At 59.7% G+C, this 13,161-nt stretch carries 15 protein-coding genes; 6 read left to right on the forward strand and 9 right to left on the reverse strand.

What is annotated here, in order from left to right:
* Positions 1-57 precede the first annotated feature (57 nt).
* The gene (locus tag ACOYQJ_RS11730) at positions 58-816 is read left to right on the forward strand and encodes an electron transfer flavoprotein subunit beta/FixA family protein (RefSeq protein WP_422906204.1); all 759 of its coding nucleotides are present in this window, start codon (positions 58-60) and stop codon (positions 814-816) included.
* The gene (locus tag ACOYQJ_RS11735) at positions 816-1,742 is read left to right on the forward strand and encodes an electron transfer flavoprotein subunit alpha/FixB family protein (RefSeq protein WP_422906205.1); all 927 of its coding nucleotides are present in this window, start codon (positions 816-818) and stop codon (positions 1,740-1,742) included. Before ACOYQJ_RS11730 ends, ACOYQJ_RS11735 begins: the two co-directional genes overlap by 1 nt.
* A gap of 120 nt (positions 1,743-1,862) precedes the next feature.
* On the opposite strand, the gene ACOYQJ_RS11740 is transcribed toward ACOYQJ_RS11735, so the two are convergent.
* Positions 1,863-2,702 carry a DUF6473 family protein gene (locus ACOYQJ_RS11740; protein WP_422906206.1) on the reverse strand — a complete coding sequence of 280 codons (840 nt, stop codon included), beginning with the start codon at positions 2,700-2,702 and terminating at the stop codon, positions 1,863-1,865.
* Between the two features lie 156 nt (positions 2,703-2,858).
* Here ACOYQJ_RS11740 and ACOYQJ_RS11745 point away from each other — a divergent pair, with 156 nt between their 5' ends.
* Both ACOYQJ_RS11745 and ACOYQJ_RS11750 read left to right on the forward strand, forming a co-directional pair.
* Positions 2,859-3,734 (forward strand): 3-hydroxybutyryl-CoA dehydrogenase, encoded by an 876-nt coding sequence (locus ACOYQJ_RS11745; RefSeq protein ID WP_422906207.1) that lies wholly within the window; start codon positions 2,859-2,861, stop codon positions 3,732-3,734.
* The gene (locus ACOYQJ_RS11750) at positions 3,731-4,234 is read left to right on the forward strand and encodes a GNAT family N-acetyltransferase (RefSeq protein WP_422906208.1); all 504 of its coding nucleotides are present in this window, start codon (positions 3,731-3,733) and stop codon (positions 4,232-4,234) included. Before ACOYQJ_RS11745 ends, ACOYQJ_RS11750 begins: the two co-directional genes overlap by 4 nt.
* 12 nt (positions 4,235-4,246) lie before the next feature.
* Here the strand turns inward: ACOYQJ_RS11750 and ACOYQJ_RS11755 are convergent, their stop codons facing one another.
* From ACOYQJ_RS11755 to ACOYQJ_RS11785, 7 genes are all read right to left on the reverse strand, one after another.
* A complete protein-coding gene (locus ACOYQJ_RS11755; protein ID WP_422906209.1) occupies positions 4,247-5,122 on the reverse strand; it encodes a lysophospholipid acyltransferase family protein in 876 nt (291 codons plus the stop codon).
* Positions 5,123-5,201: 79 nt separating this feature from the next.
* Positions 5,202-5,480, reverse strand: a complete 279-nt coding sequence (locus tag ACOYQJ_RS11760) for an HPr family phosphocarrier protein (RefSeq protein WP_422906210.1) — start codon at positions 5,478-5,480, stop codon at positions 5,202-5,204.
* Positions 5,481-5,514: 34 nt separating this feature from the next.
* Entirely contained in the window at positions 5,515-5,913 is a 399-nt protein-coding gene (locus ACOYQJ_RS11765) for a PTS sugar transporter subunit IIA (protein WP_422906211.1), read from the reverse strand.
* Positions 5,910-6,830, reverse strand: coding sequence for an RNase adapter RapZ (rapZ, locus tag ACOYQJ_RS11770; protein ID WP_422906283.1), 921 nt, complete (start codon positions 6,828-6,830; stop codon positions 5,910-5,912). Before rapZ ends, ACOYQJ_RS11765 begins: the two co-directional genes overlap by 4 nt.
* A gap of 2 nt (positions 6,831-6,832) precedes the next feature.
* Positions 6,833-7,270, reverse strand: a complete 438-nt coding sequence (locus ACOYQJ_RS11775) for an HPr kinase/phosphorylase (protein WP_422906212.1) — start codon at positions 7,268-7,270, stop codon at positions 6,833-6,835.
* 2 nt (positions 7,271-7,272) lie between these two features.
* On the reverse strand, positions 7,273-9,000 hold the full coding sequence (locus ACOYQJ_RS11780; RefSeq protein WP_422906213.1) for a sensor N-terminal transmembrane domain-containing protein: 1,728 nt from the start codon (positions 8,998-9,000) through the stop codon (positions 7,273-7,275).
* A gap of 3 nt (positions 9,001-9,003) precedes the next feature.
* A complete protein-coding gene (locus ACOYQJ_RS11785) occupies positions 9,004-9,705 on the reverse strand; it encodes a response regulator transcription factor (RefSeq protein ID WP_422906214.1) in 702 nt (233 codons plus the stop codon).
* 361 nt (positions 9,706-10,066) lie between these two features.
* On the opposite strand from ACOYQJ_RS11785, the gene ACOYQJ_RS11790 reads away from it, so the two are divergent.
* Both ACOYQJ_RS11790 and ACOYQJ_RS11795 read left to right on the forward strand, forming a co-directional pair.
* Complete coding sequence (locus tag ACOYQJ_RS11790) at positions 10,067-11,665, forward strand: phosphoenolpyruvate carboxykinase (protein ID WP_422906215.1); 1,599 nt, start codon at positions 10,067-10,069, stop codon at positions 11,663-11,665.
* 113 nt (positions 11,666-11,778) lie between these two features.
* Positions 11,779-12,300, forward strand: a complete 522-nt coding sequence (locus ACOYQJ_RS11795; RefSeq protein ID WP_422906216.1) for a DUF3859 domain-containing protein — start codon at positions 11,779-11,781, stop codon at positions 12,298-12,300.
* A 23-nt stretch (positions 12,301-12,323) separates the two neighbouring features.
* Here ACOYQJ_RS11795 and ACOYQJ_RS11800 read toward each other — a convergent pair whose 3' ends face one another.
* Positions 12,324-13,157 carry a 3-oxoadipate:acetyl-CoA acetyltransferase gene (locus tag ACOYQJ_RS11800; protein WP_422906217.1) on the reverse strand — a complete coding sequence of 278 codons (834 nt, stop codon included), beginning with the start codon at positions 13,155-13,157 and terminating at the stop codon, positions 12,324-12,326.
* Between the last annotated feature and the right edge of the window lie 4 nt (positions 13,158-13,161).

Genomic DNA, 13,161 nt, shown 5'->3' on the forward strand with positions numbered 1-13,161 from the left:
GTCCGAGGATTGCCGCGCGGCAGAACCCGCCGTGCCAGACCAAGGAGAGGAACGCCGATGAAGGTTTTGGTGCCCGTCAAACGCGTGATTGACTACAACGTGAAGGTTCGTGTGAAAGCGGACGGGAGCGGTGTCGATCTCGCCAATGTCAAAATGTCGATGAACCCGTTCGACGAGATTGCCGTCGAAGAGGCGATCCGCCTGAAAGAGGCCGGCAAGGCCTCTGAGGTTGTGGTGGTCTCGATCGGTGTGAAACAATCCACCGACACGCTGCGCAACGCGCTGGCCATGGGCGCGGATCGCGCCATTCTGGTGGTCGCCGCCGAGGATGTGCATCAGGACATCGAGCCGCTGGCCGTCGCCAAGATCCTTGCCAAGGTTGTCGAAGAGGAGCAGCCCGGGCTGGTTCTGTGCGGCAAGCAGGCGATCGACAACGACATGAACGCCACCGGACAGATGCTCTCGGCGCTGCTGGGTTGGAGTCAGGCGACCTTCGCCTCGGAGCTGGAGATCGAAGACGGCACCGCGAAAGTCACCCGCGAGGTTGACGGCGGCCTGCAGACGATTTCGGTCAAGATGCCCACCGTTGTCACGGTCGATCTGCGCCTGAACGAGCCGCGCTATGCGTCGCTGCCGAACATCATGAAGGCCAAGAAAAAGCCGCTGGATGAAAAGACCGCCGCTGACTACGGCGTCGATGTCACGCCGCGCCTGACGGTTGTCAAAACCTCGGAGCCCGCTGAACGGGCCGCCGGGATCAAGGTAGGCTCGGTCGACGAGCTGATTGCGAAACTCAAAGAGGTGGGGGCTGTATAATGGCTGTTCTTCTTCTTGCAGAAGTCAATGACGGCGCGCTGGCGATGGACGCCACCGCAAAGGCCGTGACCGCCGCGAAGGCGCTTGGCGATGTGACCGTGCTTTGCGCGGGCGGATCGGCGGCCGAGGCCGGCGCCGAAGCGGCGACAATCGACGGCGTGGCCAAGGTTCTGGTCGCCGAAGACGCCGCGCTGGGTCATCGTCTGGCCGAGGCCACGGCGGATCTGATTGTCGGCCTGGCTGGTGATTACAGCCACATCGTCGCGCCTGCGACCACCGACGCCAAGAACGTGCTGCCGCGCGTCGCGGCGCTGCTGGACGTGATGGTGCTGACAGACGTTTCGGGCGTCGTTGATGCCGATACGTTTGAACGCCCGATCTATGCCGGCAACGCGATCCAGACGGTCAAATCCTCGGACGCGACCAAGGTGATCTCCTTCCGGACCTCGACCTTTGATGCAGCGGGCACGGGCGGCTCGGCGCCGGTCGAAAACATCGGCGGCGCCGCGGCCTCGGGCCTGTCGGAATGGGTCGAAGACAAGGTCGCGGCCAGCGACCGCCCCGAGTTGACCTCGGCTGGTGTCGTGGTGTCCGGCGGACGCGGCGTCGGGTCGGAAGAGGACTTTAAGATCATCGAAGCCCTCGCCGACAAGCTGGGTGCCGCAGTTGGCGCATCACGCGCCGCGGTTGACAGCGGCTTTGCCCCGAACGACTGGCAGGTTGGCCAGACCGGCAAGGTCGTGGCGCCGGATCTTTACGTTGCCGTCGGCATCTCGGGCGCGATCCAGCACCTCGCGGGCATGAAGGACAGCAAGATCATCGTCGCCATCAACAAGGACGAAGAGGCCCCGATCTTCCAGGTCGCCGACTTCGGCCTCGTCGCCGACCTGTTCACAGCGGTGCCGGAACTCACCGAAAAGCTGTAACGTGAGGGCGGTTCTTCCGCCTTTCATCTAAAAAGAATACCAAAGCCCGCCAATTTTGGCGGGCTTTTTTCCTTGGTTTACGCAGGTCGGCGCGGCAACCCATCTGCCCAAGCGACCAGTCTATGCCAGCCCATTGCCCACAATCGGACCCAAAACCTCGACCAGCGAGTCGGCCGCTTCGGCATGAGCCATCGGGCCCATCAATTCGGTCGCCGCACAGGCCTCAAAATCGTTGAAAGTCATCCCCAACGTGCCTTGAAGCGCCGCATCCTCGGATTGGACCACCTCAACCACCGACGCCACACGTGGTCGAAGCGTTTCGATCATGGACCGCGTTACGAACAGCGGGTCGCGCGCGTTCGGCGACACGCCCCCTTCCGAAACCGGATGGTCGGCGAACCACAACAAAACCACCTTCCCACGAATGATGGTGAGAATATGCTTCATCCGGGCCACCCAAGCCGTGCGCAATTCTTCGATGACAATCGCTGCCCGATCTTCCGAGATTTCGGATAGGCGGGCCAACATGTGCCGATTGAAGTGGAATTCGGTAAAATCCACTTCAGGGAAGAGCTTTTCCAACTTTTCCGAGGCCCGAAGAAAGCGATCATTCCGGCGCGGATGCACCATGTAATAACGATTGGACATATTCTGAGCGCCCATGACCTGAATCACCTTGGCCACAGCGCCGCCCGCCAGATCCAGCACAGCAGGATCGTTAAGATACAGATCGACCCCGGCATTCACCAAGCCAAAGTTGACGCATTCCACCGACAAAATCTGCCCCACCAAATTCGGGAATGGTTTTGCAATGAAACGACCGTATGTTTCGATCCCGCCCAGAAAGGCGATGTAATCCCCATCCATATGACTTTGGGGGCCGCGAAACAAAACGCGGGAGTTCCCATACCTGCATGGATAATATTCAAGAGCCCCCGGCCCACCGGAATGGCATGTCATGACACCCACCTATATTCTTCTCACCCAAGATCGAGAATCGCTCAGACAGATTGCGATTTTCCTAAAGTAAAAATGCGTCAATAAGTTGAGACACCTGCCCTTGCAGCCCCCCTGAAAGCGGGCATAAGGTTGGCCCGAGCATCAAAGGATTGTCCCATGGAGATCAAATCAATAGGCGTTGTCGGCGCAGGCCAGATGGGCAACGGGATCGCACATGTGATGGCCCTTGCGGGCTATGAGGTGCGGCTCAATGACATCAGCCAAGAGTCGCTGGACAATGCCATTGCGCTGATCGGCAAGAATCTGGATCGCCAGGTCAGCCGCGAAAAGATTACCGCCGACGAACGTGACAGCGCCATGGCCCGCATTACGACCACGATGGCCTTGCAGGACATTGCTCAGACGGATCTTGTGATCGAAGCCGCGACCGAACGCGAGGAGGTCAAGAACAAGATCTTCGAGACACTGCTGCCCGACCTTGCGCCGCATACCATCCTGACTTCGAACACCTCGTCCATTTCGATCACGCGGCTGGCGTCACGCACGGACCGTCCGGAACGGTTCATGGGGTTTCACTTCATGAACCCCGTGCCGGTGATGCAGCTGGTGGAATTGATCCGTGGCATCGCGACGGACAAACCCACCTACGATGCCTGCCTTGGCGTCGTTGAAAAACTGGGTAAAACAGCAGCCTCGGCCGAAGATTTCCCGGCGTTCATCGTCAACCGCATCCTGATGCCGATGATCAACGAAGCGGTCTATACACTCTATGAAGGCGTCGGAAACGTTAACTCGATCGACCAGTCGATGAAACTGGGCGCGAACCACCCCATGGGTCCGCTTGAACTGGCGGATTTTATCGGATTGGACACCTGTCTTGCGATCATGAACGTGCTGCATGACGGGCTGGCGGATACCAAGTACCGCCCTTGCCCGCTTCTCACCAAATATGTCGAGGCTGGTTGGCTTGGGCGCAAGTCGCAACGTGGTTTCTACGATTACCGCGGCGATACACCTGTGCCGACACGATGATCCGACCAGCCCAAACGGCGGACGCGCGCGCCATCGCAAGCGTCCACGTTCAGGCTTGGGAAGAGACCTATCGCGGCCTGTTGCCCGATGCGCTCATCGATGCGCAGAGCTTTGATAAACGGCTTGCCTTCTGGCAGAGGCTCCCGGAACACCCGGATGCCAAACGACGGGTGTTCGTCGCGGCGCCAGACGCAAAGATCGTCGGCTTTGCCTCTGTCAATCTGGTCTCGGCGCGGGATGCCAGCATGGCGCAGGTGGACTCGCTCTACGTTCTTCAGGCTTATCATGGCAAAGGCTACGGGCGCGCCTTGCTCTCGGCCTGTTTCGCCGCCATCCAGCCGCAGGGCTTTGACCGCGCCTGGATCGAGGTGCTGGACAGCAATGCCCCGGCACGAAGTTTCTATGAACATCTCGGGGCGGAATTGATGGGGGAGGAGGCCGATCCGCGCGGCTTTGTCCACGTGGTCTACCAATGGCCCGACCTGCGTCGGATCACCTAGGCCCGAGGCGCCTCAGCCGTCCTTCAGACCCAGCGTCTGATCCCTCAACCAAGCGACGAATTCGCGCTGGCCTCCGGAAAACGTCTTGATGTCTTCTGGAGAAATCGGCGTACCAACCACCGGTTTCTGCGGGCGTTTGCAGGCATGTATGACCTCGTGGATCAACAACCCCTGCCGAATTGTTGCCGACAGTTTGTTGGCGATCTGATAAGCGCGGCTATTCTGACCTGGAAAGTAGACAGGCACCACGGTCGCGCCAGAGCGCTGCACCATCTTGGCTGTAAACGGATTCCAGCCTGCCTCGATGGCGGGTCCGAACCATGTTTCGGAATGGGCCACCACGCCTGACGGGAACAACACGATCACGCCGCCGTCTTTCAGATGCGTCATTGCGCGGGCACGCATCTCGAGGCTTTGCTCGCGGGCGTCCTGTTCATGGGGAAAAGGCACCGGGATCATGAATGGTTCGATCTCTTTCACTCCGGTCAAAAGAGAGCGGGTGAGGATCTTGTAATCGGTGCGCACGCGTCCGATCAGTTCGGCCAAAACCATGCCGTCCACCAGACCATGAGGATGGTTGGCCACGACAATTACCGGCCCGCTCTTTGGGATGCGCGCGATCTGATCATCCGGCGTTTGCAGGTCGATCCCCATGATGCCAAGGGCTTGGGTCCAAAAGGCCTGGCCTTCGGCTGGGCCCATGCGTTCAAAGCGGCGGACCATGCGCAGCATCGGGATCTTGCCCGTCAGCCATTCCATTGCGCGGATGGTGTTGGCCTTCCACGGGTTGGTGAATGTATTGGCGTAGCTGACCTTGCGCTTATCATAGGGGGCAGGATTGGACGGGCCGTTCTTGCCAGTGGCAGGCGCATGTGTGCTTTCGACCATGCCCGTCTTTGTCCCGTCTTTTTGGCCCGAGCGACTTTCCGGCCGGGCAATGGTCTCATCCGAGGCGCCCATTTCGCGCCTAACACTCTTCCCCAAAGCGGTCTGCAACCAGCGCCTCAACCGCATCGGCCAGCGCCTCGGCATCCGGCCCCGAGGTTTGAACCTCAATAGTGGTTCCCTTGGCGGCTGCCAACATCAAAAGACCCATGATGCTGTCTCCACTCGCGGACATACCATCGCGATTGACCTCGGCCGTGGCGTCAAATCCTTCGACGACCTCGACCAATTTGGCCGAGGCGCGGGCATGCAGCCCCTTTTCATTGACGATCTTCAGCGCGCGTTGAACGGTCTGTGACATTGAGGAAGTCTTTCGAATTAATGAATAACGCTAGTCAAGCAGCACCGGGGCCAATATTCCGGCTGTCGATATACTTCCGCCCGGCCTCCAATGCACCCCTGACCGCGTCGGCAACCGGCATTTGGCGGCTTTTGGCCAGCTTGATCAACAAAGGCAGATTGGCGCCATACAAAATGCGGCGATTGTCAGGCTGGCAGGCCATCAACGCCAGATTTGACGGCGAGCCGCCGAACATGTCAGTCACGATGATCACGCCATCGCCAGTGTCTACATCGTCCGCGGCGACACAGATTTCCGCCTGTTTGTCCGAACGATCGCAGTCCGGCTCGATCGAGATCGCGCGGATTCCGGGCTGTGCACCAACCACATGCTCGACCGCCAAGAGATACTCTCTTGCCAATCCACCATGCGCCACAATCACGATTCCGATCACTGCGGAGCCTTTCCAGCTTTGTCCTGCACGCGCCCCAAAGCCGGCATCACGCCGCGCCTTTCCAGTTCGCGGTGCCTAATTGACACCCGCCAGCCTTCTTGTGCAAGGGCACCTGCCACGTCTTCCGCAACGGAAACTGATCTGTGTTGCCCTCCGGTGCAGCCAAAGCCAACCGAAAAGTGCGCTTTGCCTTCCTGGACGCAGCCCGGCAGCACGAAAAGCAGCAACTCGAGCGTGCGCTCAAGAAAGCCGTCGTATCTTGGATCCTGGGAAACATAGGTCGAAACAGGCAGATCAAGGCCGGTGTGGGCGCGCAGGTCCGGTTCCCAATGGGGGTTACGTAGGAAACGGCAATCAAAGGCCATGTCCAGCCCCTGTGGCAGACCGCGTTTGTAGGAAAAGGAATGGATCGACAGCGCCATGCCCTGCCCCGTTTCATGCCGAAACCAACCTTCCATTTCGGCGCGCAGCTCGTGAACTGTCAGGTCGGTGGTGTCGATCAGAACATCGGCGCGCGACCGCACGTCTTCCAGCAAGGCCAGTTCCCGCGCGATGCCTTCGCTTGGGGACTCGTCAGGGGCCAAAGGATGCCTGCGGCGGGTCTCGGAATAGCGGCGGCTCAGAACCTCGGGGGCGCAATCGAGGTACAGCAAATCACAACTCAGACCCGCAATGCTCGATAGGGATTGGTGCAGTTCCAGCAACCCTTCGGCCGAAAAATTGCGATTTCTCACGTCGATCCCCAAAGCCATCGGACGCGGCAGTGGCTCAGTGCCGTCAATCAGGCGCGGGATCATCAACAATGGGATGTTGTCGATGCTTTCAAAGCCAAAGTCCTCAAGGGCATTGATCGCAGTGGACCGTCCGGCGCCTGATGGCCCGGTGACAAGCACCACTCTTTGAATGCCTTGGAGCACGGTCAATCCTTTCTCCCCCCCTTGAGATATTGCAAAATGGCTGCCGGAAAATAGGGAGAGGCGCAAAAGTGAAGCAAGGGCACGGCCCGGTTCATAAGGATAGTCTCGCGCATTGGCGGCAAACGGTGCGTTTCCTCATGATCGAGATCGACCACAGCGGTCAACTCGGCGCCCGTGGTCAACGCAGCCGCGTGCAAGATGCCAATGCCATTTGCTTCGATCAGCCCGGCAATCGTTTTGGGTGCCGACAGCCAAGGCGCTTGGCCCTTCCGAGGGGTAACGATCACGCGATCATCAGCAACCAACAGCGCCCCGCGCGCCATCAATTCCAAAGCCAGTGATGATTTTCCGCGGCCCGATGCCCCACGTATCAACAGCCCGCGCCCCTCGACTGCAACGGCGCTGGCGTGAAGGACAAGCGGCGTGGCGGTGTCAGGCATGGCTAGATGGGAAGACCCACCACGAAACGCGCGCCCAGCGGTTCCGAGGTTACGTCAGCTTCGGTTGGCCGGATGTTCTCGGCCCAGATCACGCCGCCATGCGCTTCGACGATCTGCTTGGAAATCGCCAGACCAAGGCCGGAATTGTTGCCAAAGTCCTGTTGCGGGCGCGATGTGTAAAAGCGTTTGAAGATCTTTTGCAGCGCCTCTTCTGGAATGCCCGGGCCGGTATCTTCGACCACCACCAACACGCGGTTGTCGCGGCGGCGCGCCCAAACTCGGATCGCATCGCCATCTTCGCAAAACGAAATGGCGTTGGTGATCAAGTTGACGAAAACCTGTGCGAGGCGCGGCTCCAGTCCGTTGATCAGGATCGGGCGCGGCGGCAGATCGGTGATGAATTCCACCCCGCGTTTTTCCGCGTCCTGACCAAGAAATTCGGTGATATTCCCCAAAAGATCGAGCAGGTTGAACTCCTGTTCTTCCTCTTTAACCAGCTCGGAATCCAGTCGCGACGCGTTCGAGATGTCGCTGACCAAGCGGTCAAGGCGGCGCACGTCATGCTCGATCACCTCAAGCAACTTGGTGCGGTGCTCTTCCTTGCGCACCATGCGCAAGCTGCCCACCGCCGAGCGCATCGAAGCCAGCGGGTTCTTGATTTCATGTGCGACGTCGGCGGCGAATTGTTCGTTGCTGTCGATCCGGTCATACAGCGCTCCGACCATGCCGCGCAGCGCGCCGGAGAGGCGGCCAATTTCATCCGGGCGGGCGGTCAGATCGGGAATGCGGATACGGCCCGTCGTCTTGCTGCGGCGATTGCGGTCGCGGCCAATCTCGGCGGCGTCGGCCAGATCGGAGATAGGATTGGCGATTGTCGACGCCAGAACCAGGCTTAGTCCGATGGAGACAAGCGTCGCGATCACGAACATCTGCAAGACACGCTCACGCTCGGCGCTGACGGCTGCGTCAATTTCTGTCGCGGGAGACACCAGCGCAATGGTGCCCAAAACCGCCCCGCCCTGCCGGATCGGCGAGAAAGCGTGGAACAGCGTTTCCCCATGCGCGCCATTGCCGGAAACGACCCGAGTCACGGTGGGATCTCCGGCTTCGATCATGCGGCGCAGCTTGTCTTCCAGCACCAAATCCGGTTCGGACGAAAAATAGGTAAAAAAGCCCGCGACCGTTCGCCATACGCCGTTCAGAAAGTTGGAAATCAGAGTAGGCTGATCTTCTTCCGGAACAGCGCTGAGCAGCGGAGGAAGCGCGCCGGAGGTTTCCCCGATAAGGAACCCCGCAGCATCATAGACCAGCAACTGCGCCCCAACACGAAGGTCAATCCCCTGCACCGTAGTCGTGACATCAATCCCGTCCGATGTGCCAAGGCTGACCGGCACATCTTGCGGCAACTGCGCCTCAAAGACATCGGCAATCAATTCGACTTCGGACTGGAGGGCATTGGCCTTTTGCACCGCCAGCGTGTCGCGCGACGAATTTAGCCAAAGAATGCCCGCAACTAGCACGTTGAGGGCGACCAGATTGAAAGTGATGATCTTGCGGGTGAGAGGCGAGCGGTTCAGCGAAAACAGGCTCCGCTGAGCCCGGCTGTCGCGCAGCTCTTTTTCTACCGTGCTGTCCGGAGCGACCCAATCGTCGCCCAGAACAACATCGGCACTATGCCGAGACCCTTCGTCCCGGTCGTCATCCACTGAGATCCGTTCGGCCAAGGCCATCGATCACTCTTCGTTGTAGCGGTATCCGATACCGTAAAGCGTTTCGATCGCCGAGAAATCCGTGTCCACGGTCCGCATCTTCTTGCGCAGACGCTTGATGTGGCTGTCGATTGTCCGGTCATCGACATAGACCTGATCGTCATAAGCCACGTCCATCAGCTGGTCGCGCGATTTCACGAACCCGGGCCGTTGCGCCAGTGCCTGAAGAAGCAGGAATTCGGTGACCGTAAGGGTCACATCCCGGCCCTTCCACGAGACAGCGTGGCGCAGCGGGTCCATCGTCAGCGATCCGCGGGTCATCAGCTTGGTTTCTTCGGTGTCGCCGACAACGTCGCCTGCAACCGCTTCCTGGCGACGCAAGAGGGCGCGAATACGTTCGACCAGAAGACGCTGCGAGAAGGGTTTCTTGACGTAATCGTCAGCGCCCATTCGCAGTCCCAGAACCTCGTCGATCTCATCATCCTTGGACGTCAGGAAGATCACCGGCATCTTGGATTTCTGCCGAACGCGCTGCAGCAGATCCATGCCATCCATGCGCGGCATCTTGATGTCGAAGACGGCCATATCGGGCATCTTCTTGTTGAAGGCATCAAGCGCGGCCTGACCGTCATTATACGTTTCTACTTCGAAACCCTCTGCCTCGAGGGTCATCGAAACCGATGTCAGGATATTCCTGTCATCGTCCACAAGGGCGATTTTCGACATAGGCTATTCCTTATACTGCTCTACTTGCCTGATTTTTTTCGCCTAATATGCGAGGATTTTCACTTTGCAACAATCCCTAACTGCGAATCAGGCCGTGTCGCCCCCTCATTCCAGTCGAATTTGGCAAAGGAATGGCTAAAAAGCCTCACCTTGTTTCTGCGGATTGTTCCGATCTGTGCTACAGTCGGCGCTAACAGCGTGGGCGAGCTTCTGCCATGATATCGCTAAACGTCATTTGGTTGCGCTAACTGTGCGCTTGCGTCCTGTTCACTCGGGAAGGCGTCATGTTAAAGAAAACTCCTCTGGCGGCACGTTTGCCGCAAGATTCTTACTTACCAGCGCTGCGACAGGAGCTATGCAGATGACATTTGGACGGGTGAACCCGCAATTCCGACTTGAAGATCAAGGGATCGAAGGTCTGGGCAATGTCTATTATAACCTCATGGAGCCCGCGCTTATCCAAGCCGCTCTGAAGAAAGGCGAAGGGACGCTGGGCAAGGGCGGATCGTTCCTTGTCACCACCGGCAAGTTCACCGGCCGATCCCCCAAGGACAAGTTCATCGTGCGCACCCCGTCGGTCGAGGACTCGATCTGGTGGGAAAACAACGCACCGATGGCTCCCGAAGGGTTCGATGCGCTTGAGGCAGACATGCTGGAGCATATGAAGGGCCGCGATTTCTACGTGCAGGATCTCGTCGGCGGTGCCGACCCGGTCAATGCCATCGACGTGCGCATGGTAACCGAACTGGCATGGCATGGCCTGTTCATCCGCCACATGCTGCGCCGTCCCGACCGCGAAGATCTCGATTCCTTCGAGGCGGATTGGACCGTGATCAACTGCCCGTCGTTCAAGGCGGACCCGGCCAAACACGGCTGCCGCACCGATACCGTGGTGGCGATGAACTTTGACAAAAAGCGCATCCTGATCGCCAACACCGAGTATGCGGGCGAGAACAAGAAGTCGATCTTCACGCTGCTGAACTACATCCTGCCCGGCAAGGGCATCATGGCGATGCACTGCTCGGCCAACCACGCTGTGGGCAACCCGGTCGATACCGCTGTGTTCTTTGGCCTCTCCGGCACCGGCAAGACCACCCTGTCTGCTGATCCGGATCGCGTTCTGATCGGCGACGACGAACATGGCTGGTCGGATCGTGGCACCTTCAACTTTGAAGGCGGCTGCTATGCCAAAACCATCAACCTGTCGCCCGAGGCCGAGCCGGAAATCTACGCCACGACCGAGAAGTTCGGCACCGTGATCGAGAACATGGTCTTTGATCCGGAAACCTTCGATCTGGATTTCGAAGACGACAGCCTGACTGCCAACATGCGCTGCGCCTACCCGCTGCACTATATCTCGAACGCGTCGAAAACCGCACTTGGCGGGCATCCGAAGAACATCATCATGCTGACCTGCGATGCCTTTGGCGTGCTGCCTCCCATTGCGCGTCTGACCCCTGCGCAGGCGATGTATCACTTCCTCTCCGGTTTCACCTCCAAGGTGGCCGGCACCGAACGCGGTGTGACCGAGCCCGAGCCCACGTTCAGCACCTGCTTTGGCGCGCCCTTCATGCCGCGTCGCCCCGAAGCCTATGGCAACCTGCTGCGCGAAAAGATCGCCAAGCACGGCGCCACCTGCTGGCTGGTCAACACAGGCTGGACCGGCGGCGCTTATGGCACCGGCTCGCGCATGCCGATCAAGGCAACTCGCGCCCTGCTGACCGCCGCCCTGTCCGGCAAACTGGCCGAGGCCGAATTCCGCAAGGACGCCAACTTTGGCTTCGAGGTTCCGGTTCACGTCGAAGGCGTGCCGGAATTGCTGCTGGATCCGCGCAAGACCTGGGACGACAAGGCCGCCTATGACGCCCAGGCCCACAAGCTGGTACAGATGTTCGCGGACAACTTCGAACAGTACGTTCCCTACATCGACGATGATGTGAAGGCTGCGGTTATCAGCTGAGCGATCGCTTGAAGATCACACAAAGGCCCCGCCAGCGCGGGGCCTTTTTTTGCTTGTATCGACGCTTGCCTCGGTAATGCCCATGGGCGACAGTTTCCATGAAAGGAGCCGTCATGCGCCATCGCCTATGCTCTACAGCTGTGACTTTCCTGCTGTTCGCCCATCCGGCAGCCGCTGCCATCGAACTCGTCGAATTCGGCGTGATCTGCGAGATCACCACGGATGGCCAGCGCGAGGCCCCGCTGACCGAAAGCGGCGTGATCAACAGCATCGACCAATCCCGCGCCTTCGACGTCTACACCACCGGTGTGCCGGCGCATCTGGGGCTGAGCTTCGGGTTGCGCATCCTGCTGCCCGAGGGCGAGACGAGCCGCGGCACACGTATGACTGTCACGCATCCGCCGCTCGGCAAACGACGCGTGACCACCGAAAGCTGGAGCGCCCCACTTGCGCCGGGCGCGCCCGCGCTCAACCTTTTCACCTTCGAAAAGGAATACGAGATGGTGCAGGGCACTTGGACCTTTGCGGTGATTGACGATCAGGGCAAACACTTTGAGCAGAGCTTTGAAGTGCTGCCGCCCGGCTCGGTGCCACAGGTGCAAACCGCCTGTTTTGACCCAGTCCCGCTGTCCTGAACGCCGCCGCGCAGCGGAGCGGTTTACCCAGCCGGGCGCAGCCCGAGGATTTCGCGGGCTTGCTGCCAGGTCGCCACTGGGCGCTCGTATTTCTCACACAGCTCTGCGGCCCGCGTAACCAGCGCGGCATTTGACGGGGCCAGCGTGGACTTGTCCCAACGCACATTGTCCTCAAGCCCGGTTCGAGTGTGGCCACCGGCGGCGATGCTCCATTCGTTGACCTCGATCTGGTGGCGCCCGATCCCGGCCGCGCACCATTCCGCGTCCGGCGTCAGGCGCTTTACGGTCTTGATGTAATAGTCAAAGACCCCGCGGTCGCAGGGCATGGCGTTTTTCACCCCCATGACGAACTGCACATAGAGCTTGCCCGGAATACGCCCGTCCCTGTTCATTTCGGCGGCGTTGAAAATGTGGCTGAGGTCGAAAGCCTCGATCTCGGGCTTGACCTCATAAGTGCGCATCTCAGAGGCCAGCCAGTCGACCAGATCCGGCGGGTTCTGATAGACTCGCGTCGGAAAGTTGTTCGACCCTACCGACAAGGACGCCATATCAGGCCGCAAAGGCAGCATCCCACCGCGCGCTTGCCCAGCGCCGCTGCGCCCGCCGGTCGACAGCTGTATGATCATTCCGGGGCAATGCTTTTTCAGCCCTTCGACCAGCCGTGCGAACCGCTCGGGATCCGATGTGGGGTTCTCGTTCTCGTCACGCACATGGGCATGACAGATACTGGCCCCGGCCTCGAACGCCGCCTGCGTGCTTTCCACCTGTTCCTCGATGGTGACGGGAACCGCCGGGTTGTCGGCCTTGCGCGGCACCGATCCGGTGATCGCGACGCAGATGATGCAGGGTTTGGTCATGGTC

Origin of the sequence: Pacificoceanicola algae (genome assembly GCF_049341065.1) — a bacterium.
Lineage (GTDB): Bacteria > Pseudomonadota > Alphaproteobacteria > Rhodobacterales > Rhodobacteraceae > Pacificoceanicola.